The sequence below is a fragment of the Streptosporangium roseum DSM 43021 genome (assembly GCF_000024865.1).
In the GTDB taxonomy this organism is placed as follows: Bacteria; Actinomycetota; Actinomycetes; order Streptosporangiales; family Streptosporangiaceae; genus Streptosporangium; species Streptosporangium roseum.
In genome coordinates this window covers 2355994-2376370 of the sequence record NC_013595.1, presented here as the reverse complement: position 1 = coordinate 2376370, position 20377 = coordinate 2355994, and the positions used below count along the sequence as shown (strand labels likewise).

Genomic DNA, 20377 nt, shown 5'->3' with positions numbered 1-20377 from the left:
TCTTACTCCAGAATTTCGTTCAGTATTTCTTTGAGCGGCAGGTCGGGGTCGTGGGTGGCGCGTTCCAGGAGGAGACGCAGGTCATCGGCCACCCGTGGGGCGTCCGGGACCGCCTCGGGATCGTGACGCAGGCTGATGGTGAGCCCGCCGGGACCGTCCACGCACTGCAGGTGCAGCGCGCCGCGGACCGCGTGGTTGAAGACCGTCCACTCCACCGAGGCGTCCAGTCCGGTGAACACCGGGTCGGCCTCGTGGCGGGTGCGGTAGCTGACCGAGACGGGGACCAGCGCGGCGTGGGGCCGGATGCGGGGCATCGCCCGGGTCAGCGGCACCTGCCGGAACCGGTAGACCTGGCGCAGCTCGGCGCGGAGCCCGGTGGCGAACTCCCGGAAGGTCGCCTCCGGGGACGGGGCGGAGGCGACCGGGAGCTCGTTGACGAACAGGCCGATGTGGTCCACCGCCTCGGCCGGCCGGGTGGACAGGTCGACGGCGGTGGTCACCTCGGCGTTGCCGTACCCGGAGAGCAGGACGTGCAGCGCGGCCAGCAGCACCTCGAACCGGGTGAGCCCGGGGACCGACGGGTCGGCGGTGAGCCGCAGGACCCGGCCCTCGCCCGCCCGCCGGGACCGCAGCGCCCGGCCCAGCAGCACGGTCTCGCCCGGATCACGCCACCGGGGTGCCCAGAACTCCTTCGCGGCCGGGAGCATGGCCGCCACCCGGTCGCGCTCGGACCGGCCATGGTCGATCTCGGGCAGCGGGGGCGGCCGTTCGCCGTTGTAGAACGCGGCCAGGTCGCGGACCAGGATGTCCTTGGACTGGCCGTCGAAGATCAGGTGGTGGGCGACGAAGACGAGCAGGTGCCGCCCGGGGCCGGTCTCGAACAGGGTGAACCTGGCCAGGGGGCCGTGCTCCAGGTCGAAGTCGCGCAGGATCTCCTCCCGCACGGCCGCGTCCAGGCCCTCCGCCCCTTCCGCTCCCGGAGCGCCGTCCGGGGAGCCGGTCGGGGAACCACCGGGAGCGCCGTCCGGGGACCCGCTCGCAGAGCCGGGCGCCCGCCGTACGGGGATCTCGGCGCCGGGCACGAGCCGCAGCTCGTCGTCCACCTCCGCCACCACGCCGCGCAGCATCGGGTGCCGGTCCACGACCGCCGCGCAGGCCGCCAGGAGCGCGCCGGTGTCGAGCTCGCCGCGCAGGTGGACGAGGAGCGGCATGTGGTAGGCCGTTCCCACCTTCACGGCCTGCTCGGTGACCCACATCCCCTGCTGGGTGAAGGTGACCTCGTGCCGGGAGAGGGCGGCCTCCCCTCGGGAGGGGGCGCCCCCGCCCGTCTCCCCCCGGGCGACGTCGCCCGCCCCCTGCCCGGTGAAGGCGGCCCCGCCTTCCCGCGGGGCCGGTGTGCCGCCGGTCATCGCACGTCCTCCATGCTCCGGCGCAGGGCCCGCTTGTCGACCTTCCCGCCGTTGTTGCGCGGCAGGGCGTCGACGGTGGTCACGTGCGCGGGCAGCTCGTGCGGGGCGAGCCGGTCCTTGAGGAAGATCCGCAGTTCCTCGGGGGTGAGCGGGGCTCGGGTGGCCATGGCGACGGCCACGACGGTTCCGAGCACGGGGTGCGGGACCCCGAAGGCCGCCGCCTCGACCACGTCGGGGTGCTGGTAGACGGCCTCCTCGACGTGGATCGTGGAGACCTTGTAGGCGCCCGACTTCACCACGTCGCCCTCCCGGTCGACGAGGTAGAGGTAGCCCTCCGCGTCGATGCGGCCGAGGTCGCCCATCCGCACCCAGCCGTCGCGGAAGGTCCCGCTCCCGGGATCGCCGTAGTAGGCGCGCGGCACGGCCGGGGACCGCATCCAGACCTCGCCGGTCTCCCCCGGCGCGAGCGGCGTGCCTTCCGCGGTGGCGATCCTGACCCGTCCGCCGGCCACCGCGCGGCCGACGCTGCCGGGCCGCTCCGGGTCGAACATCATGATCGTCTGAGCGGGGGCGGCCTCGGTCGAGGTGTAGTAGTTGGTGATCGTCGCGTTGGGGAAGGCCGTGGTCAGCGCCTGGGCGACGGCCGAGGGCAGCGGCGCCGCGGCCGAGCCGAGCAGCAGCACGCCGGACAGGTCGTGCCGCTCGCCGACTCCGGCGTTGATCAGCTCGATGGCCATCGCGGGGACGAGGAAGACCGTCCCCGCCCGGTAGGACTCGATCAGCGCGGCGAAGCGGCCGGGGGTGAAGCGCGGCAGCGTCACCACGGCCGGGTGGGCGTCGAGCGCGTTGATCAGCATGGCCTGGCCGGCGTTCGTGCCGATCGGGAAGGCGTGGAGCAGGTGCGCGGAGTGCGCGAACGGGCGGCGCCTGGCGCCGCAGCCGTAGGCCAGGTTGGCATGGGTGGCCGACACCCCCTTGGGGCGGCCCGTCGTGCCGGAGGTGTAGAGGATCTGCGCGAGGTCTCCGGGCGCGGGATCGGCCGTCTCATAGGACGTTTCGGTCCGCAGGCCGTCGAGCGTGGCGCTCCATCCGATCTCGGGCACGGTGAGCCCGCCGGCATGGATCACTCCGGCCGCACCGCAGTGTTCCAGCATGAAGCGCAGGTCAGCGGAGGCGAGGCGGTCCGACAGCGGCACCGCGGCGGCTCCGGCCGCCAGTACCCCGCAGAACGCCACCGCGTAGTCCGCCCAGTCCGCGCTCCCGAAGACCAGACCCACCCGATCGCCCTTGGTGACACCGCGCGCGACCAGGCCGTTCGCGATCACAGCGGACCGCTCGTACCACTGGCGATAGGTGAGCGGTGCCGAGCCGTGCACGATCAGCGCGACCCCGTCGGGGTCGGCGGAGGCCCGGTCTCTGAGCAATTGGGGAACGGTCAGGTTCACCATGTGAACCTCCCAATAAAGATCGGATGTATACGAGCCCGGCGTGTGCGGGCACCCGAGTCACAACAGGAAAGAATCTTTACTATTCTAAAACGAGCGTCAGTCTTACATGATCGCAACGGCCGCGCAAGCCCTTTGGCCAAGGTTCGCGAGGGGGCGGGAAACCCCTGCCACACAGGGCCTTGCGCACCCCGGGCGGAGGTGTAACACTAACCACCCAGAACTAACTGAAAGGTTTCTTTCCAGAAAGAATCCTTTCCCATTACGTGCTCAACTCGGCAAATATGCGCGGAGCGGGCTTTCGCATACCCATTTTCGGCGCCCTCGCGCGAATGCGGACCCGCGGCCGACGAAGGAGCTCTGCGTGCTTCAGCCAGAGACCATTTCCCCCGGCCAGCCAGGGACGGAATACCCGCTGTCGTACGGCCAGCAGCGGTTGTGGTTTCTCCACCGCCTCGATCCCAGCGACTCGACCTACAACACATCCTATGTTTACAGGTTGAAAGGCCGACTTGACACGGTCGCGCTGGAGGCCGCTTTCACCGCCGTGGCCGCACGGCACGAGAGCCTGCGGACCCGCTTCAGCGAGAGCGCCGGCCGGCCCCTGGCGATCGTCGAGCCGCCCGCGCCCGTGACGGTGGAGCGGCTGGCGGCCGGGAACGACCAGGAAGCCCTCTCCCTTGTCTCCGCGCTCACCAACACGGCCTTCGACCTGTCCGCCGCGCCCCCGTTCCAGGTCTCGCTGATCGAGCTGGGCCTCGACGAGCACGTGCTCTGCGTCGTCCTGCACCACATCAACGGCGACGGCTGGTCGCTGAACGTGCTCCGCTCCGAGGTCGCCGCCCACTACGGCAGCGGTGGCACCGCCCCGCTGCCCCACCTCCCCCTCCAGTACGGCGAGCACGCCCTCCGCCGGCACTCGGCGGACTCCGGGCTCCAGTGGTGGATCGAGCGGCTGGCCGGGGTGCCGCCCCTCGAACTGCCCGCCGACCGGCCGCGTCCGGTGCAGCGGAGCGGTGCCGGCGGCGAGGTCGACTTCCGGATCGAGGCGGATGTGAGCGCCGCGATCAGGGACCTGGCCCGGCGGGCCCGCTGCACGCCGTACATGGTGCTGCTGGCCGCCTACCAGGTCCTGCTGGCCCGGCACACCGGCCAGAGCGACTTCTGCGTGGGCACCCCGTCGGCCGGCCGCGACAGCACCGAGCTGGAGACCATGATCGGTTTCCTGTCGACCACGCTGGCCCTCCGCTGCGACCTGTCCGGCGACCCCACCTTCAGCGAGCTGCTCAAGCGGACCCGTCGGACGGTGCTGGACGCGCTCTCCCGGCAGGACGTCCCCTTCGAGCGGCTCGTGGCGGAGCTGGACGTGGAGCGGGACCTCAGCCGCACCCCGCTGTTCCAGACCCTGTTCGCCTTCCACACCCACGGCGAGTGGGCCGACCCGCTGCCCGGCCTGACCGCCACGCCCTTCCCGCACGGCTGGTCCCGCGCCCGGCTCGACCTGTCGGTGGACATCTCCCCCGCCGATGACGGCCACCTGCTCGGCAGCGTGGTCTACAGCACCGACCTGTTCGACCGCGAGACCGTGGAGCGGATGGTCACCCGGTTCCAGGAGCTGCTCGCGGCCGCCGTGGCGGATCCCGAGGTGCCGGTGGGCTCGCTGCGGATGCTGCCGGAGGCGGAGCTCGGGCTGCTGGAGGAGTGGAACGGGACCGGCGCCGAGCTGCCCGAGGTGACGCTGGTCGACCTGGTGCTGGAACAGGCCGCCGCGACCCCGGACGCCATCGCGGTGGAGACCCCCGCACGCGCCGGGCAGGACGCGCCGGCGGACACGCTGACCTACGCCGGGCTGGTGGAACGGGCCGCGGAAGTCGCCGGCCGGCTGGCCGCCGCGGGCATCGGCCGCGGCTCGCTGGTCGCGGTCCGGATGGAACGCGGCACGGACATGCTCGTCGCGCTGCTGGGCGTGGCGATGAGCGGCGCCGCCTACCTGCCCGTCGATCCCGACTACCCGCGGGCCCGCGTCTCCTACGTGATCGAGGACTCCGCGGCCGCGCTGGTCCTGACCGGCCTGGACGACCTCCTGCCGGGGACGGCCGCGACCACGCGCCCCCGCCCCGGCGACACGGCCTACGTGCTGTACACCTCGGGGTCCACCGGCCGCCCGAAGGGCGTGGTGGTCCCGCACCGGGCGCTGACCAACTTCCTGCTGGCGATGCGCGCCCTGACCGGGTCCTCGCCGCGGGACGTGTGGCTGGCGCTGACCTCGCTGTCGTTCGACATCTCCGCCCTGGAGCTGTATCTGCCGCTGGTGACCGGCGGCCGGGTGGTCGTCGCCGACGCGGAGACGGCCCGCGACGGCGCCCGGCTCGCCCGGCTCGTCCGGGAGGCCGGGGTGACCCACGTCCAGGCGACACCGTCGGGGTGGCGGGTCCTGCTCAGCGGGGACCTGCCCCGCGTGGTGGGCCTGACCGGCGGCGAGCCGCTGCCGCCGCAGTTCGCCCGCGAGCTGCGTCCCCGGGTGGACAGGCTCGTCAACGTCTACGGCCCGACCGAGACCACGATCTGGTCCACCGCCTGGGAGGTCCCCGAGTCTCCCGGCGAGATCGTCATCGGCCGCCCGATCGCCAACACCACCGTCCACATCCTGGAACCCGCCGGCGGCCCCTCCCCGATCGGGGTGCCGGGCGAGCTGCTCATCGGCGGCGCGGGAGTCGCGACCGGCTATCTCGGCCGGCCCGCCCTGACCGCCGAGCGCTTCGTCCCCGGCCCGGACGGCGCCCGCGTCTACCGCACCGGGGACCGCGCCCGGCTGCGGGGCGACGGCACCCTGGAGTTCCTCGGCCGCACCGACAACCAGGTCAAGCTCCGCGGCCACCGCATCGAGCTCGGCGAGATCGAGGCGGTGCTCGACGCCCATCCCGCCGTACGGCAGGCGGTCGTCGCCGTGCGCGGGGACCGGCTGATCGCCTTCACCGTGCTGACCCCGCCGGCCGCGCCCCCCTCGTCGGACGCGGCTCCCTCGGCGGGCATGGCCTCCCCGGCGGACGCGACACGGGAGCCGGGCTCCGCGGGACCGCTCGACGAGGTGCGGGAACACGCCGGGCGGGAGCTGCCGGGATACATGGTGCCCAGCGTGTTCGTCGAGGTGGAGGCGTTGCCGCTGACGCCCAACGGGAAGATCGACCGCAACGCGCTGCCGGAGGTCGACGGAGGATCCGAACGGAACGCCACGACGCCTCGCACCGCGGGTGAGCGGCTGGTCGCGCAGGTCTTCGCCGAGGTGCTCGGCGTGGCCGAGGTCGGGGCGCACGACGACTTCTTCACGCTCGGCGGCCACTCGCTGCTGGCCACCATGGTCACCGCACGGCTGACGGCGCTGTCCGGCAGGGAGGTGCCCGTCCGGGAGGTGTTCATCCGGCCGACGGTCGCCGGGCTGGCGGAGCTGGTCGAGCCCTCCGCCGGGCCCGACCCGGCCCCCGGGGACGGCGGACCGGGACGGGCCGCCGGCACCGGGCAAGGGACGGCGGGACGGAGCACCGGCACCGGACAGGGGACGGCGGGACCGACCATCGGCGGTGGAGAGCCTGGCCGGCCCACCGTGGCCGGGCTCGGGGAGGCCGGCGGACCCCGGCCCCGGCCCGCGGGGACCACCCCGCCGCTCTCCTTCGGCCAGGAGCGGCTCTGGTTCCTCAACCGGCTCGACCCGGACGACGCCTCCTACAACATGTGCCTGGTCAGGCGGCTGCGGGGCCCGCTGGACCCGGACGCCCTGGGCAGGGCGCTGGACGGCACGGTGGCCCGCCACGAGAGCCTGCGCACCCGGTTCCCCGAGGTGGACGGCGCGCCCGCCGTGGTCGTCGACCCGCCGGGCGCGGTCCCCGTCGACCGGGTGAGCGCCGGGGACGAGACCGGGGCGGCGGAGCTCGTCGCGGCCCTGACCAACAGGCCCTTCCCGGATCTGGCCTCCCGGCCGCCGCTGCGGGTCACGCTGATCGGGATCGGCGAGGACGACCACGTCCTGTGCGTCGTCCTCCACCACATCCTCGGCGACGGCTGGTCGCTCAACCTCATCTTCGACGAGCTGTCGCGCCTCTACTCCGGCCGGGCCGAGCTGCCCCCGGTGCCGCTCCAGTTCGGCGACGTCGCCCGCTGGCAGCGCGACCGCGACACCGGTGATCTGCTCGCCTACTGGCGGGACCGGCTCGCCGACCCGACCCCGCTGGACCTGCCGGTCGACCGGCCGCGCACCGCCGGGGCCGCCCGGCGCGGCGGCGTGGCGGCCGTCCGGCTGACCTCGGCCGAGGCCGACGCCCTGACCCGGCTGGGCAGGGAGCACGGCGCGACGATGTTCATGGTCCTGCTCGCCGCCTATCAGGTGCTCCTGGCCCGGCACACCGGCCAGAGCGACATCCTGGTCGGCACCGCCACCGCGGGCCGGGACCGGGTCCAGCTCGAACCGGTCGTCGGCTACCTCAGCGACACCCTGGTCCTGCGCGGCGACCTGTCGGCCGACCCCACCTTCACCGACCTGCTGCGCGACACCCAGATCGGCGTCCTGGACGCCTTCTCCCACCAGGGCGTCCCGTTCGAGGAGCTGGTGACGGCCCTGAGGACCGAGCGGGACCTCACCCGCACCCCCCTGTTCCAGACCATGATCATCCTGCACACGCAGGACTCCGGGCACGCCCGCGACGCCTTCGCCGGACTGACCACCACGGCGTTCGAGCACGGCATGCGGCAGGCCAAGCTCGAACTGATGCTGGAGGCCTGGCAGGACGAGCACGAACTGCTGATAACCCTGGTCTACGACGCCGAGCTGTTCGACCGGGCCACCGTCGAAGGACTGGCCGCCCGGTTCCGCCTGCTCCTGACCGCGCTGCCCCGGGTCGCCGGCGACCGGGTCTCCACCCTGCCGCTGCGCACCGAGGACGACGACGCCCTGCTCCGCCGCCTCTCCGAGGGACCGGCCCAGCCGCCGGCGACCGCCGTACCGGACATGTTCGCGGCGGCCGTGCGGAACACCCCGGACGCCGTCGCGGTCGGATGCGGGGACAGCCTGCTCACCTACGCCGGGCTGGACGCGCGCGCCGACGAGCTGGCCGCGCTCCTCCAGGCGCGCGGCGTCGCCCCCGGCGACGTGGTCGGCGTCCGACTGGGCCGGACCCCGGACACCGTCGCCGCGCTGCTCGCCACCTGGCGGGCCGGAGCCGTCTACCTCCCGCTCGACCCCGACTACCCCGAGGACCGGCTCGCCTTCCTCGTGGCGGACAGCGGAGCGTCCCTCGTGCTCGACGAGGCCGGGCCGTACCGGGGGACCCCGGAACCCGCGCCGCGCGACGCCGCCGCCTACGTGATCTACACCTCCGGTTCCACCGGCACGCCCAAGGGCGTCGTGGTGGAGCACGACGGGCTCGCGGCGCGGGTCGCGTGGATGCGCGAGGCGTACGGCCTGCACCCCGGCGACCGGGTCGTGCAGTTCGCCTCGCTGAGCTTCGACACCCACGCCGAGGAGATCTACCCCACCCTGGCCGCCGGAGCCCGCCTGGAACTGCTGCCCGACGGCGGTGTCACCCTGCCCGACCACCTGGACGGGGTCACCGTGCTCGACCTGCCGACGGCCTACTGGCACGCGCTGGTCGACCAGATCGACGAGATCCCCTGGCCCTCGACGCTGCGCCTGGTGATCCTGGGCGGCGAGCAGGTGCACGAGGCCGCGGTGGCCCGCTGGCGGGAACGCTTCGGCGACCGGGTGCGGCTGGTCAACACCTACGGCCCGACCGAGGCCACGATCATCGCCACGGCCGCCGAGCTCGACGGCTCCCCCGGAAGGCCGCCGATCGGCACCCCGATCGGCGGCACCCGGGTCATGGTCCTGGACGGGCACGGTGAGCCCGTGCCGCCGGGCGCCCCGGGTGAGCTCTGCGTCACCGGGGCCGGGGTCGCCCGGGGCTACCTCGGCAGGCCCGCGCTGACCGCGCAGCGGTTCGTCCCCGGCCCCGGCGGTTCACGCGTCTACCGGACCGGCGACCGGGCGCGCTGGCGCGGCGACGGGCGGCTGGAGTTCCTCGGCCGCGACGACGACCAGGTCAAGGTCAGAGGCTTCCGGATCGAGCTGGGCGAGATCGAGGCCAGAGTCCTGGCGCACCCCGGTGTCGGCCAGGCGGCGGTGGCCGTGCACCAGGAGACCCTGGTCGGCTACGTCGTCGGCACGGCCACCGGCGAGGAGCTGGGCAGGCACCTGGCCGGCGTGCTCCCCGCCTACATGGTCCCGGCGCTCTGGGTGGGCCTCGACGCCCTGCCGCTGACCCGCAGCGGCAAGGTCGACCGGGCCGCGCTGCCCGCGCCCGAGGCCGGGGCCGGGGCCGGGACGAGGACCGCCCCGCGCGGTGACGCCGAGCTGCTGGTGGCCGACGTCTTCGGCGAGGTGCTGGGGATCGAGGCGGTCGGCGCCTTCGACGACTTCTTCACCCTGGGCGGGCACTCGCTGCTCGCCACCCGCGTCATCGCCAGGCTCCGCGCCCTCGTCGAGGTGGACGTGCCGATCCGCACCCTGTTCGCGCGGAGCACCGTGGCCGGGCTCGCGGCCGCGGTGGAGGAGCTGCTGGTCGCCGAGCTCGACGGACTGTCAGACGAGGAGGCCGCCCTCCTCGTGCAAATGCCTCATGGAGAAGGGGAGCTGTGATGAGTCACCGTGTCGTGGTCAACCACGAGGAGCAGTATTCGATCTGGCCCACCGGCCGGGATCTGCCGGACGGCTGGCGGGAGGAGGGCGCCTCCGGGACCAGGCAGGAGTGCCTGGTCCACATCGACCAGGTCTGGACCGACATGCGCCCGCTCAGCGCCAGGGAGGCCACAGGTGTCTGACGACTGGATCTGGATCTCCACGGACGACGTCAGGAACCGCGTGGAAGGAGCCCGCAATGGTGGTTAGGGAACGGCTGGCCGCGATGGTGGCCACGGCGTCGGACGGCGCGGTGACGGCCAAGGAGGCGCTGGCCGCGACGGTCCCGCTGTCGGCGCTGGGGGTCACCTCGCTGGCGCAGATGCGGCTGATCGACGCGGTGGAGACCGAGTTCGGGGTCGAGATCGACCTGTCGGGTGAGGGGTTCGACCTGCTGGACGACCTGGACGCGCTGGAGCGCTACATCGCCGCCTCCGGCCGCTCCGGTTCCTGAGAAGTGTCGCTGAAGGTGTTCTGAACGGGGGAAAGCACATGAACATCCGGTTCTCGGGGAGCCGATCGGGTACGGCTCCGCTGACCTGGGGTCAGCGGGCCATCTGGGACACGATCCAGAAGACGGCGCCGGACGACCACTACTTCAACTTCGGCCGTGTGCTCAAGGTGCCCAGGCGGGCCCGGCCGCTCACCGTGGAACGGGCCGTCGAGGCCCTGGGCGCGCTGGTGGAGCGGCACGAGTCGCTGCGGACCAGGCTGGGGGCGGGGCCGTCCCAGGTGCTGGAGACCTCCGGCGCCATCGCGGTCACCCTGTCGGCCGGCGATCCGGACCGGCTGCTGGACACGCTGGCGGAGAAGTCCTTCGACTACGCGGGCGAGTGGCCGCTCCGGGTGGGGCTCGTGGTCGCCGACGAGACCTCCGGCGGAGCGGCGGGCGAGGCCCCCGGCGGGGCGGCGGAGAGACCTGCCGGCGACACCGCGGGGAGGCCTCTCGGCGGGACCGTCACCCACATCGTGCTCGTCTTCTGCCACCTGGCGGCCGACGGCCTCGGCGCCGAGGCGGCGATCACGGACCTGCGGCTGCTGCTGCTCCGCGGGGCCGTACCCGGCCCGCCGCCGCCCTCGCCGCTGGACCTGGCCCGCTGGCAGCGGTCGGACCAGGGACTGCGGGTCGCCCGGGTCGCCGCCGAGCACTGGGAGAGCGAGTACCGGCGGATCCCGCCGACCATGTTCGACCGGCCCGTGGCCGCGCCCGGGGGCCCGCCCATCTGGCGGGCGCAGATCGTCTCCCGGGCGCTGGACCTGGCCGTCCAGCGGATCGCCGCCGTGCACGGAGTGAGCACCTCGACCGTGCTGCTGGCCGCCTCCTCCGTGCTGGTCGGCGCCGTGACCGGCCACGACGTGTGCGCGATGCTGCCGATCGTGGGCAACCGCTTCCGCGCCGACACCGCGAACGCCGTCACCACGCTCTCCCAGGAGGGCCTGTTCGTGCTGGACCTGCGCGAGGGCACGACCTTCGCCGACCTGCTCAGGGCGGCCAAGCCGGCCGCGCTGCGCGCCTACCGCTCCGCCTACCACGACCCGGACGACCGGGACCGGCTGACCGCCCGGATCGGCCGGGAGCGGGGCGCGGAGATCCACCCCTACTGCTGTTTCAACGACATGCGCTTCATCGACCTGGTCGACGCCTCCCACGACGAGCGGACGGTACGGCAGGCGATGGAGGAAACGGTGCTGACCTGGCCGCTCAGCCAGGACCGGCTCAACTGCCGCTTCTGCCTGCACGTGACCGGCGAGCCCGGCGGGCTGGGCGTCTCGCTGACCGCCGACACCCGCTTCCTGCCCCGGCCGGCCATGGAGCGCTACCTGTACGACCTGGAGTCCCTCCTGGTCGAGGCGGCGTTCCGCGAGGTTCTGGAGCCGGTCGGTTGACATCCCTCCTCCGTGGCGCCATGCCGCGTCCCCTCCCCGGGACTGAAGCCCGGGATCTCCATGCCGGAGGTATTCGATGACGGTGTACGCCTATGCCGAGGCCACCTCCTGCGTCCAGGGCGGCACGCTCCGCTTCCATCTCGCGCGCGCCTCCCGGGCTCCCCTGCACGGCTCGGTCCTGCTGGAGGACGTGTCCGCGGACAGGGCGGTGTCCGAGGAGGAGTTCGACGGCCCCCTGTGGACGCTCGACGTCCCCGCCGACCTGCCGAGCTCGCTCTACCGGGCGGTGTTCACCGCCGACGAGGACTCCTCGGAGGTCTACTTCGTCGTGCGGGCCGCCCGGCCGCGCTCCCCGATCCTGCTGTCGATCCCGTTCCCGACCTGGCAGGCCTACAACCGGGCGGGCATCCCCGGCGAGTCCATCTACTGGACCGAGCAGGCCACCCGGGCCTCGCGCGTCGCCTTCGACCGGCCCGGCGGCGGCCCGCCGCCCGAGCGCTGGGAGGAGGGCATGCTGCGCTGGCTGGGCCCGGCCGGATACGAGGTGGACTACTGCTCGGGGCTGGACCTGCACGACGGCGCCTCGCTGCTGTCGGGCTACCGGCTGCTGGTGGTCAACGGCCACGACGAGTACTGGACGGCGGGGATGCGCGACAACGTGGAGGAGTTCGTCCGCCGGGGCGGCAACCTGGCCGTGTTCTCCGGCAACACCTGCTGGTGGCAGTTCCGGCTGGAGGACGACGGGCGGACCATGGTCTGCTACCGCGACGCGGTCACCGACCCGATGGCCACCGTGGAGCCCGGCCTCACCACGGTCGAGTGGTCCAGCGCGCCGGTGAACCGGCCGGAGAACAGCCTGACCGGGGTCAGCTTCCGGCGGGGTGCCGGGACCTGGGGGCCGTACATGCAGCTGATGCACGAGGAGTCCTACACCGCCCGCTTCCCTGAGCACTGGGTCTTCGACGGGACGGGGCTGGGCGAGGGCGACAAGTTCGGCCAGGGCTGCATCGGCTACGAGACCGACGCCTGCGACTTCGTCGAGGTGGACGGCGTCCCGGTGGCCACCGGCCGCGACGGCACCCCGCCGTCCTTCGTCATCCTCGCCACCGCCGACCTGCGCCACTGGCACCGGTACGGCCAAGGCGGCATGGCCACCATGGGCGTCTTCGGTCTCGGCGCCGGGACGGTGTTCACCGCCTCCACCGTGAACTGGGGCAACACCCTGCACGATCCCGCCGTGGACCGGATCACCCGCAACGTGCTGGACCGGCTGTCCGGCCCGCCCGCCGGGTGGGAGGTCATCGGTCCGGCCGGCCCGTTCCGGGCGCTGACGGTGTGCGACTCCCAGCTGTACGGCGTGGGCGCGGACGGCTCGCTGTACCGCCGGGACGTCTCCGGCCAGAACCTGCGCTGGCAGCGGATCGACTCCGGTGGCGGCGTGGTCGCCATGGCCACCCCGCGCGAGGCCTCCACCACCAGGCCTATCGGCCTGTACGGCCTGACCGGCGACGACCGGCTCGTCTACCGCGACCCGGGCCCCGAGGCCCCCTGGACCGTGCTCGGCACGGCCCCCTCCGGCGGGGTCGGGCTGGCCCTGGTCGACGGCGACCTGTGGGCCGCCACGGCCGACGGCAGCCTGTGGCGCCTGCCTCCGGAGACCTCCGAGTGGGCCCTGGTCGACGGTGAGGCCGGAGCCGTCGCCCTCACCGCCATGAACGGCCGCCTCTACGCCGCCTGCCCGGACGACCGCATCCGCACGCGCCTGCCGGTGGCGGCCGCCGCGGAGTGGAGCGACCTCTGCTCCGCCGCGGGCTGCACCACCCTCACCGCGCACGCCGGCCGCCTGATCGGCGCCGCCGCCGACCACCCCCTCCGCTGGCGCGACCCCGTCCCTGACCGCCCGGCGGAGGTGGGGCGGTAGGCGGCGGACCGGACGGGGTCGCCGACGGGGGCCGTAGGCGGCGGGACCGGACGGGGCCGTGGGCGGGAGCCGCAGGCGGCGGGACCGGACGGGGCCGTGGGCGGCGGGCCCGGGAGGTGGGGCCGTGGGCGGCGGGCTCAGACCGACGTGGGGCCGTAGACGGCGGCCGCGGCCCCGGTGGTCATGGCCCAGTAGCGGTCGCCGTAGGACCAGTGCCACCACTCGGTGGGGTAGTTGACCAGGCCGGCCGACCGCAGGGCCGTGCCGAGCATGCCGCGGTGGTGGCGGGCCTCGGACGACAGGCCGGAGGCGTCGGTGTAGCAGGCGCCGTCACTCTGCTCGGGGGTGGCGTTGAGCGCGGTGCCCATGTCGAGCTCGTCCCCGTCCTCGGTGCACAGGGTCAGGTCCACTGCCGCGCCCGCGGTGTGCGGGGCGACCGCGACAGGCGAGACGTAGCGGCTCGCCGCCACGCAGATCTCCTCGGGCGACATCTCCGGAAACACCAGCCGCAGCTCCGCCGAGTACTCCTCGAAGATCCGCTGCTGCGTCGCCAGCGGCCGGTAGCCCTCCACCACCAGCAGCCGGTAACCGGGCGGGAGCTGCGCCTGCGCGCCCTCCAGCCGGGCCAGCAGCCCCTCCCGCAGGTGGGCGAACGCCCCCTCGGAATCGGCCATCCGCCCGTCCACCCGCAGCCGCCCCCGGACGTCGGCCAGCCGCTCTCCGGACTCCTCGACGGGGATCGCGGTGACACGGGGATCGGAGATCAGAACGATGTCGCGCATAGCGCCAATTCTCACACCGTCTGGGAGAACACCTGCTCGCGGGCCTGGTGCAGGGCCGACACCAGGGCGCCTCGCAGCACCGGGTTGCCCCGTACCTCCGTCGTCACGACCCTCGGCTGGCTCGGGCAGACCCGGGCCACGGCCTCCTCGACCCTGGCCGCGAGCGCGCTGCCGCCGGCCCTGCCGACGTCGCCGCCGAGCACGATCAGCCCGGGGTCCAGGACCACGGCCACCGCCGCCACGCCGACCGCCAGCCTCCCGGCCAACTCGTCGAGGAAGCTCTCCGAACCGCCGGTGACGGCCGTACGGACGTAGTCGCCGACGGAGTCGCCGGCGACGCCGTGCGCGTCCGCCAGGCCGGCCACGGCGTCGCCGCCGACCAGGCGCTGGAACGAGCCGGACTGGGGCTCGCCCACATCGGTGGGGAGCGGCTCGCCGGGGACCGGGAGCCAGCCGATCTCGCCGGCGCCGCCGGTGAAGCCGCGGTGCAGGCGTCCGCCGAGCATGACCCCGAGTCCCTGGCCGACCCCCGCCCAGACGAGGACGAAGTCATCCATGTCCAGGGCCGCGCCGTGGCAGCGCTCGGCCAGCGCGGCCAGGTTCACGTCGTTCTCGATCGTCACGGGGACGTTGAGGTGGCGGCGGAGCCCGGCGAGCACGCCCTCGTGCCAGGAGGGCAGGTCGAGGGAGAACCGGACGTCGCCGGTCCGGGGGTCGACGACGCCCCTGGTGCCGATCACGAAGGCGCGCAGGCCGGACATGGGGATGCCCCCCGACTCGCACGCCTTCCGGACGGCGCCCTGCACGAGCCGGACCGGGTCGTCGTGGCCGTTGGGGTCCACCGAGATCTCCGCGACGGTCTCGCCGGTGATGTCGGCCACTCCGGCGCTGATCCGGTCGGGCAGCACGTCAAGGCCCACGACGTACGCGCACGAAGGTACGACGCCGTACAGGGCGGCGTTGGGGCCGCGCCCGCCGGCCTGCTCGCCGACCACCGCGACGAGGTCGCGGTCCTCCAGCCTGGCGAGGAGCTGGCCCGCGGTCACCTTGGAGAGCCCGGTGTGTTCTCCCAGCTCAGCCCGGGTGAGCGGGCCACTGGACAGGAGCAGCTCCAGTGCCGCGCGGTCATTGAGCTGGCGCAGCAGACGAGGTGTCCCCGGACGTCTGGACAAGATCGGCTCCCCCCGTCACGATCCGCTAACGATCGTTTCTTTTAAGAAAGTTTCTTGTTAGTTTAACCGTAGTCAGCCCGCAGGCAAGAGTGACAGCAGGCTGCGGGATGTCAGAGCGCCGACCGTGAGGAGGCGCCTTCGATCAGGTGTGGCGCGGCATGGGGACCACGCCGGCACCCGAAGCGCGACCCCGACGTGAAGCCGGGAAGGGAGAACCCCAAAGTGAAAATCACGAAGATCGCGGTTACGACTGCTACCACCGCCGCCCTGGCCCTGGGCCTCGCCGCATGTGGTTCCACCGACGAGCCCGCCAAGAGCGCCGACCCCCAGGCAGGCGCCTCCACCGCCGCCTCCGGCCCGAAGTACGCCGGCCAGACCCTGACCGTGTGGCGTCTCGGCGACAGCAACCCGGCCGCCCAGAAGTACATGGACGAGCTGAACGCGGCCTTCGAGAAGGAGTCCGGCGCCAAGATCAAGCTTGAGTGGATCCCGTGGCCCCAGGTGAACGACAAGTTCACCGCCGCCGCGGCGGGCGGCGCCGGCCCGGACGTCACCGAGATCGGCAACGACCAGGTGCCGCTCTGGCAGAGCCAGGAAGCCCTCTCCCCGGTCACCCCGCTGGCGGAGGCCGGCGACCAGGCCCAGATTCCGAAGAACCTGCTCGGCCTGGAGACCATCGACAACGAGGTCTACGCCCTGCCCTGGGGCGCCGGCTCCCGCGCGGTGCTCTACCGCAAGGACTGGTTCAAGGACCTCGACATCGAGGTTCCGAAGACCTGGGACGAGCTGGTCGCCGCGGCCAAGAAGATCCAGGAGAAGAAGGGCAAGGACGTCGACGGCTTCGCCTTCAACGGCGGCTCCGACGCCAACCACCTGCTCGGCGCGTTCGCCTGGTCCGAGGGTGGCGAGTACGCCCTCAAGGAGGGCGGCAAGTGGGTCGGCAAGGTGACCGACCCCAAGTTCAAGGCCGGTTTCGCCACCTACACGAGCCTGGTCACCGACGGCCTGTCCGGTAAGTCGCGCCTGACGCAGAACACGGTCGACATCCGCAAGCGGTTCGCCAACGACAAGGTCGGCATGTACCTGACGGCCGGCTGGGACCTGCCCGGCATCGAGGTGGACAGCAAGGGCAAGCTGAAGGCCGACAAGCTGGCCTTCTTCCCGCTCCCGGCCAAGGCCGGCGGCGAGGCCCCGTCCTTCTTCGGCGGCAACGACATCGCCATCTGGGACAGCGCCAAGAACAAGGAGCTCGCGGCCGAGTACCTGAAGCTGGCCACCAACAAGGAGTGGGCGGAGCGTTACGCCCTTGAGGGCGGCCTGCTCCCGATCTACCCCGAGGCTCTGGCGAAGCTGAGCTCGGACCCGGCGCTGGCCCCGTTCGCGGCGGCCTTCGCCAAGGCCAAGGCCTTCCCGGCCGACTCCAACTGGACCGAGGCCAACGAGACCAAGGCCGTGCTGCAGAACGCCGCGCGGTCCGTCATCGAGGGCAAGGCCACCCCTGACGAGGCTCTCACCAAGGCCAACGGGGAAATCGAAGAGATCCTGAACCAGTAGTCACATGACGAACACGTCTACGATCGCCCGGGGCGGAGGCAACCCCTCCGCCTCGGGGCGGCGCCGTAACAGCCCGCAGCGCCCCGCCAGGGCCAGCGGGCTCCCTCCGTGGATCATCCCGTACGTCCTGCTCGTACCCGGTCTAGTGGTGATCGCCGGACTGCTGCTCTACCCGCTGTTCCAGATGATCGTCATCTCCTTCCAGAAGGTGGGGATCCCCCAGATCAACGGCAAGAAGCCGGCTGACTGGGTGGGCTGGGACAACTACACCAAGGTTCTCGACAACGAGATCTTCTGGTCCTCGCTCCGCAACACCGTCGTCTTCGCCGCCGTCACGGTGACCCTGACACTGGTCCTCGGGACCGCGGTGGGCACGCTGCTCAACAAGCTCGGCAAGAAGATGTCCACGGTCGTGGTGGTCGGCATCATGTCCGCCTGGGCCGTGCCGCCGGTCGCCCAGGGCGTCATCTGGCGCTGGCTCTTCGACGCCGACGCCGGAATGATCAACTGGCTGCTCAACCTGCTCCCGGACTGGCTGTCCAGCCTGCTGTTCGGGCGGGCCGACTGGACCGGCGAGCCCTGGCTGAACGACGCGCTCACCATCTACCTGGTGCTGATCATCTGTGTGGTCTGGGCGTCGTTCCCGTTCATCGCGGTGTCGGTGCTGGCCGGTCTCAAGGGCATCCCCACAGAGCTCTACGAGGCGGCCCGGGTCGACGGGTCCACCCCCTGGCGGACCTTCAGGAAGATCACCTTCCCGCTGCTCAAGCCGGTCTTCTCGGTGCTGACGATCCTGTCCATCATCTGGAACTTCAAGGTCTTCAGCCAGCTCTACGTGCTGATGAACGGGCCGACCAACCGCGAGGCCTTCAACCTGTCCATGTTCTCCTTCGCCGAGGCCTTCCGCAGCCCGCCGAAGATGGGCACCGGTGCGGCGATCGCGGTGGTCCTGACGCTGCTCCTGCTCGTCGTCACCGCCGTCTACGTCCGGCAGATCGTGAAGACGGAGGAGATGTGATGACTCCGATCGCACGCAAGCGCCTCGGGAAGGCCGCGCTCAACGCGGCCGGCGTCCTGGTCTTCATCTTCGCGGTTTTCCCCGTCTACTGGATGGTCTCGACCTCCTTCAAGACCAACGACCAGATCTTCACGACGGAGTTCATCCCGTTCCCCACGGAGCTCACCCTCGACCACCTGAAGCGGGTGCTCACCGAGGGCGTGGCGGGCAACTCCATCTGGCTCTACATGCGCAACAGCGCGATCGTCGCGCTGGGCACCGTGGTCATCGGCGCCGTCTTCGCGCTGCTGGCGGCCACCGCCATCGCCCGCTTCGCCTTCAAGGGCCGCAGCAGCTTCCTGGTCCTGCTGCTCATCGTCCAGATGATCCCGGCCGAGGCCCTTCTCATCCCGCTTTTCCTCAACGTCAAGCGGCTCGGCCTCTACGACCAGTTGCTGGGCCTGATCGTCATCAACGTCGGCCTGACCCTCCCCTTCGGCATCTGGATGCTGCGCACCTTCGTCGCCGCGGTGCCCAAGTCCCTGGAGGAGGCCGCCTGGATCGACGGCGCCAGCCGGTTCACGACCTTCCGGAAGGTCCTGTTCCCGCTGGTGGCCCCCGGCCTGGTGGCGACGAGCATCTTCTCGTTCATCACCGCCTGGAACGAGCTGATCTTCGCGCTCATCCTGATGTCGGACTCCTCGGGCTACACGATGCCCGTCGCGCTGCAGTTCTTCTTCGGGCAGCGAGGCACCGACTGGGGCGCCATCATGGCCGGCTCCACGATGATGACGATCCCTGTCGTCGTCTTCTTCCTCCTGGTGCAGCGGCGCATGGTCACCGGCCTCGTCGCGGGCGCCGTCAAGGGCTAACCCCTCTGGCGCTGGTACGGCTCCGCACCCACAAGGCGCGAGCCGTACCAGCCCTGTCCATGTTCGACACCCCTAATCTCAGGTAAGGAATCAGGTAGCGCCATGTCTGAGTTCATCGCGGACCCCAGCGATCGGGGGCTGCGTCGTCTCGCGGCCGGCACGTTGCTCGTCGCCTTCCGGGGCACCACCGCCCCCGAATGGGTCCTCCGGGACCTGGAGAACGGTCTTGGCGGCGTCACCCTCTTCGGCTTCAACGTCGCCGATCCCGCCCAGCTCTCCGGCCTCACCGCCCGCCTGCGCGAGGCCGGTGAACCGGTCATCTCTCTGGACGAGGAGGGCGGCGACGTCACCCGGCTCGACTACCACGTGGGCAGCCCCTACCCGGGCAACGCCGCCCTCGGCGCCGTCGACGACGTCGAGCTGACCCGGCGCGTCTACCGGTCCATCGGTGACGACCTGGCCCGCTGTGGCGTCAACCTGGACATGGCGCCGTCCGCCGACGTGAACACCGCCGACGACAACCCGGTGATCGGCACCCGATCCTTCGGGCCGGACACCGCGCTGGTCGCCCGGCACACCGTCGCCGCCGTCCACGGCCTGCAGGCGGCGGGCGTGGCCGCCTGCGTCAAGCACTTCCCCGGTCACGGCGCCACCCGCCAGGACTCCCACCTGGAGATCCCGCTCGTCGACGCCTCGCTCGAACTGCTGCGGGAACGCGAGCTCGTGCCCTTCCGCGCCGCGATCGACGCCGGGACCAGGTCCATCATGACCGCGCATGTCCGGGTCCCCGCCCTGACCGGCACGACCCCCGCCACGCTGTCGGCCGCCGCCCTGACCGTCCTGCTCCGCGGCGAGCTGGGCTACGACGGCGTGATCGTCTCCGACGCCCTCGACATGAAGGCCGTCACCGACACCTACGGCCTGGCCGGCGGCTCGGTGCTCTCGCTCGCCGCCGGGACCGACCTGCTCTGCCTCGGCCCACTGCCGACCGAGGACGACGTCCGCCGGATCATCACCGAGATCGTCGCCGCGGTCGGGGACGGCCGGCTGCCGCTGGCCCGCCTGGAGGCCGCCGCCGAGCGGGTGGCCCGCCTGCGCGCCTGGTTCGGCACGTCCCAGACGGGCCAGGCGGAGAAGAACGTCATCGGCCTGGCCGCCGCCCGCCGCGCGGTCAGCCTCACCGGCTCGGCGTCCCCGCTGGTCGACCCGCTGGTGGTCGAGGTGGACACCCCGCCGACCATCGCGGTCGGCGACGTGCCGTGGGGCTTCGCCCCCCTGCTGCCGCAGGCGGAGGTGGTCCGGGTCAAGCCCGAGACGGCGGACGTCCCCGGCATCCTGGAGCGTGCCACCGGCCGTTCCCTGGTCGTCGTGGTCAAGGACGCCCACCGCTACGAGGCCAGCAAGTCGGTGGTGTCGGCGCTGCTGGCCGCCCGCCCCGACGCCACGGTGGTCGAGATGGGCCTGCCGATCTGGCGCCCCGAGGGCGTCACCTACCTCGCCACCTACGGCGCCGCCCGCGCCAACGCCCAGGCCGCCGCCGAACTGCTCGGCGTCTGACCTCACCCATGCCGGTACGGCCCGCACCCCGGAGGACCCCCCGGGTGCGGGCCGTAC

At 72.4% G+C, this 20377-nt stretch carries 13 protein-coding genes; 9 read left to right on the top strand and 4 right to left on the bottom strand.

Annotated elements, in window-relative coordinates; all coding sequences use genetic code 11:
- Positions 1–2 precede the first annotated feature (2 nt).
- Both SROS_RS10655 and SROS_RS10650 read right to left on the bottom strand, forming a co-directional pair.
- Entirely contained in the window at positions 3–1409 is a 1407-nt protein-coding gene (locus SROS_RS10655) for a condensation domain-containing protein (protein WP_012888931.1), read from the bottom strand.
- Positions 1406–2857 carry a class I adenylate-forming enzyme family protein gene (locus SROS_RS10650; protein ID WP_012888930.1) on the bottom strand — a complete coding sequence of 484 codons (1452 nt, stop codon included), beginning with the start codon at positions 2855–2857 and terminating at the stop codon, positions 1406–1408. Before SROS_RS10650 ends, SROS_RS10655 begins: the two co-directional genes overlap by 4 nt.
- Before the next feature lie 106 nt (positions 2858–2963).
- On the opposite strand from SROS_RS10650, the gene SROS_RS10645 reads away from it, so the two are divergent.
- From SROS_RS10645 to SROS_RS10625, 5 genes are all read left to right on the top strand, one after another.
- The gene (locus tag SROS_RS10645; protein ID WP_081453084.1) at positions 2964–9539 is read left to right on the top strand and encodes a non-ribosomal peptide synthetase; all 6576 of its coding nucleotides are present in this window, start codon (positions 2964–2966) and stop codon (positions 9537–9539) included.
- A complete protein-coding gene (locus SROS_RS10640) occupies positions 9539–9721 on the top strand; it encodes an MbtH family protein (protein WP_012888928.1) in 183 nt (60 codons plus the stop codon). The genes SROS_RS10645 and SROS_RS10640 overlap by 1 nt, the downstream gene beginning before the upstream one ends.
- 56 nt (positions 9722–9777) lie before the next feature.
- On the top strand, positions 9778–10032 hold the full coding sequence (locus SROS_RS10635) for an acyl carrier protein (RefSeq protein ID WP_012888927.1): 255 nt from the start codon (positions 9778–9780) through the stop codon (positions 10030–10032).
- A gap of 38 nt (positions 10033–10070) precedes the next feature.
- Positions 10071–11465, top strand: coding sequence for a condensation domain-containing protein (locus tag SROS_RS10630; RefSeq protein ID WP_012888926.1), 1395 nt, complete (start codon positions 10071–10073; stop codon positions 11463–11465).
- Between the two features lie 76 nt (positions 11466–11541).
- Positions 11542–13386, top strand: a complete 1845-nt coding sequence (locus SROS_RS10625; protein WP_012888925.1) for a N,N-dimethylformamidase beta subunit family domain-containing protein — start codon at positions 11542–11544, stop codon at positions 13384–13386.
- A 137-nt stretch (positions 13387–13523) separates the two neighbouring features.
- On the opposite strand, the gene SROS_RS10620 is transcribed toward SROS_RS10625, so the two are convergent.
- Both SROS_RS10620 and SROS_RS10615 read right to left on the bottom strand, forming a co-directional pair.
- Positions 13524–14168, bottom strand: a complete 645-nt coding sequence (locus SROS_RS10620; RefSeq protein WP_012888924.1) for a M15 family metallopeptidase — start codon at positions 14166–14168, stop codon at positions 13524–13526.
- A gap of 11 nt (positions 14169–14179) precedes the next feature.
- Complete coding sequence (locus tag SROS_RS10615; protein ID WP_012888923.1) at positions 14180–15340, bottom strand: ROK family transcriptional regulator; 1161 nt, start codon at positions 15338–15340, stop codon at positions 14180–14182.
- A gap of 222 nt (positions 15341–15562) precedes the next feature.
- On the opposite strand from SROS_RS10615, the gene SROS_RS10610 reads away from it, so the two are divergent.
- From SROS_RS10610 to SROS_RS10595, 4 genes are all read left to right on the top strand, one after another.
- On the top strand, positions 15563–16894 hold the full coding sequence (locus SROS_RS10610) for a sugar ABC transporter substrate-binding protein (RefSeq protein WP_012888922.1): 1332 nt from the start codon (positions 15563–15565) through the stop codon (positions 16892–16894).
- A gap of 4 nt (positions 16895–16898) precedes the next feature.
- A complete protein-coding gene (locus SROS_RS10605; protein WP_012888921.1) occupies positions 16899–17912 on the top strand; it encodes a carbohydrate ABC transporter permease in 1014 nt (337 codons plus the stop codon).
- Positions 17912–18763 (top strand): carbohydrate ABC transporter permease, encoded by an 852-nt coding sequence (locus tag SROS_RS10600; protein ID WP_012888920.1) that lies wholly within the window; start codon positions 17912–17914, stop codon positions 18761–18763. Before SROS_RS10605 ends, SROS_RS10600 begins: the two co-directional genes overlap by 1 nt.
- Positions 18764–18865: 102 nt before the next feature.
- The gene (locus SROS_RS10595) at positions 18866–20320 is read left to right on the top strand and encodes a glycoside hydrolase family 3 protein (protein WP_012888919.1); all 1455 of its coding nucleotides are present in this window, start codon (positions 18866–18868) and stop codon (positions 20318–20320) included.
- Positions 20321–20377: the final 57 nt, after the last annotated feature.

Bases quoted from the DNA above. Each gene is read 5' to 3' on its own strand.
- SROS_RS10595 (WP_012888919.1), top strand. From the start codon at position 18,866: ATGTCTGAGTTCATCGCGGACCCCAGCGATCGGGGGCTGCGTCGTCTC.
- SROS_RS10620 (WP_012888924.1), bottom strand. From the start codon at position 14,168: ATGCGCGACATCGTTCTGATCTCCGATCCCCGTGTCACCGCGATCCCC.
- SROS_RS10625 (WP_012888925.1), top strand. From the start codon at position 11,542: ATGACGGTGTACGCCTATGCCGAGGCCACCTCCTGCGTCCAGGGCGGC.
- SROS_RS10655 (WP_012888931.1), bottom strand. From the start codon at position 1,409: ATGACCGGCGGCACACCGGCCCCGCGGGAAGGCGGGGCCGCCTTCACC.
- SROS_RS10645 (WP_081453084.1), top strand. From the start codon at position 2,964: ATGATCGCAACGGCCGCGCAAGCCCTTTGGCCAAGGTTCGCGAGGGGG.
- SROS_RS10630 (WP_012888926.1), top strand. From the start codon at position 10,071: ATGAACATCCGGTTCTCGGGGAGCCGATCGGGTACGGCTCCGCTGACC.
- SROS_RS10640 (WP_012888928.1), top strand. From the start codon at position 9,539: ATGAGTCACCGTGTCGTGGTCAACCACGAGGAGCAGTATTCGATCTGG.
- SROS_RS10635 (WP_012888927.1), top strand. From the start codon at position 9,778: ATGGTGGTTAGGGAACGGCTGGCCGCGATGGTGGCCACGGCGTCGGAC.
- SROS_RS10650 (WP_012888930.1), bottom strand. From the start codon at position 2,857: ATGGTGAACCTGACCGTTCCCCAATTGCTCAGAGACCGGGCCTCCGCC.
- SROS_RS10605 (WP_012888921.1), top strand. From the start codon at position 16,899: ATGACGAACACGTCTACGATCGCCCGGGGCGGAGGCAACCCCTCCGCC.
- SROS_RS10600 (WP_012888920.1), top strand. From the start codon at position 17,912: ATGACTCCGATCGCACGCAAGCGCCTCGGGAAGGCCGCGCTCAACGCG.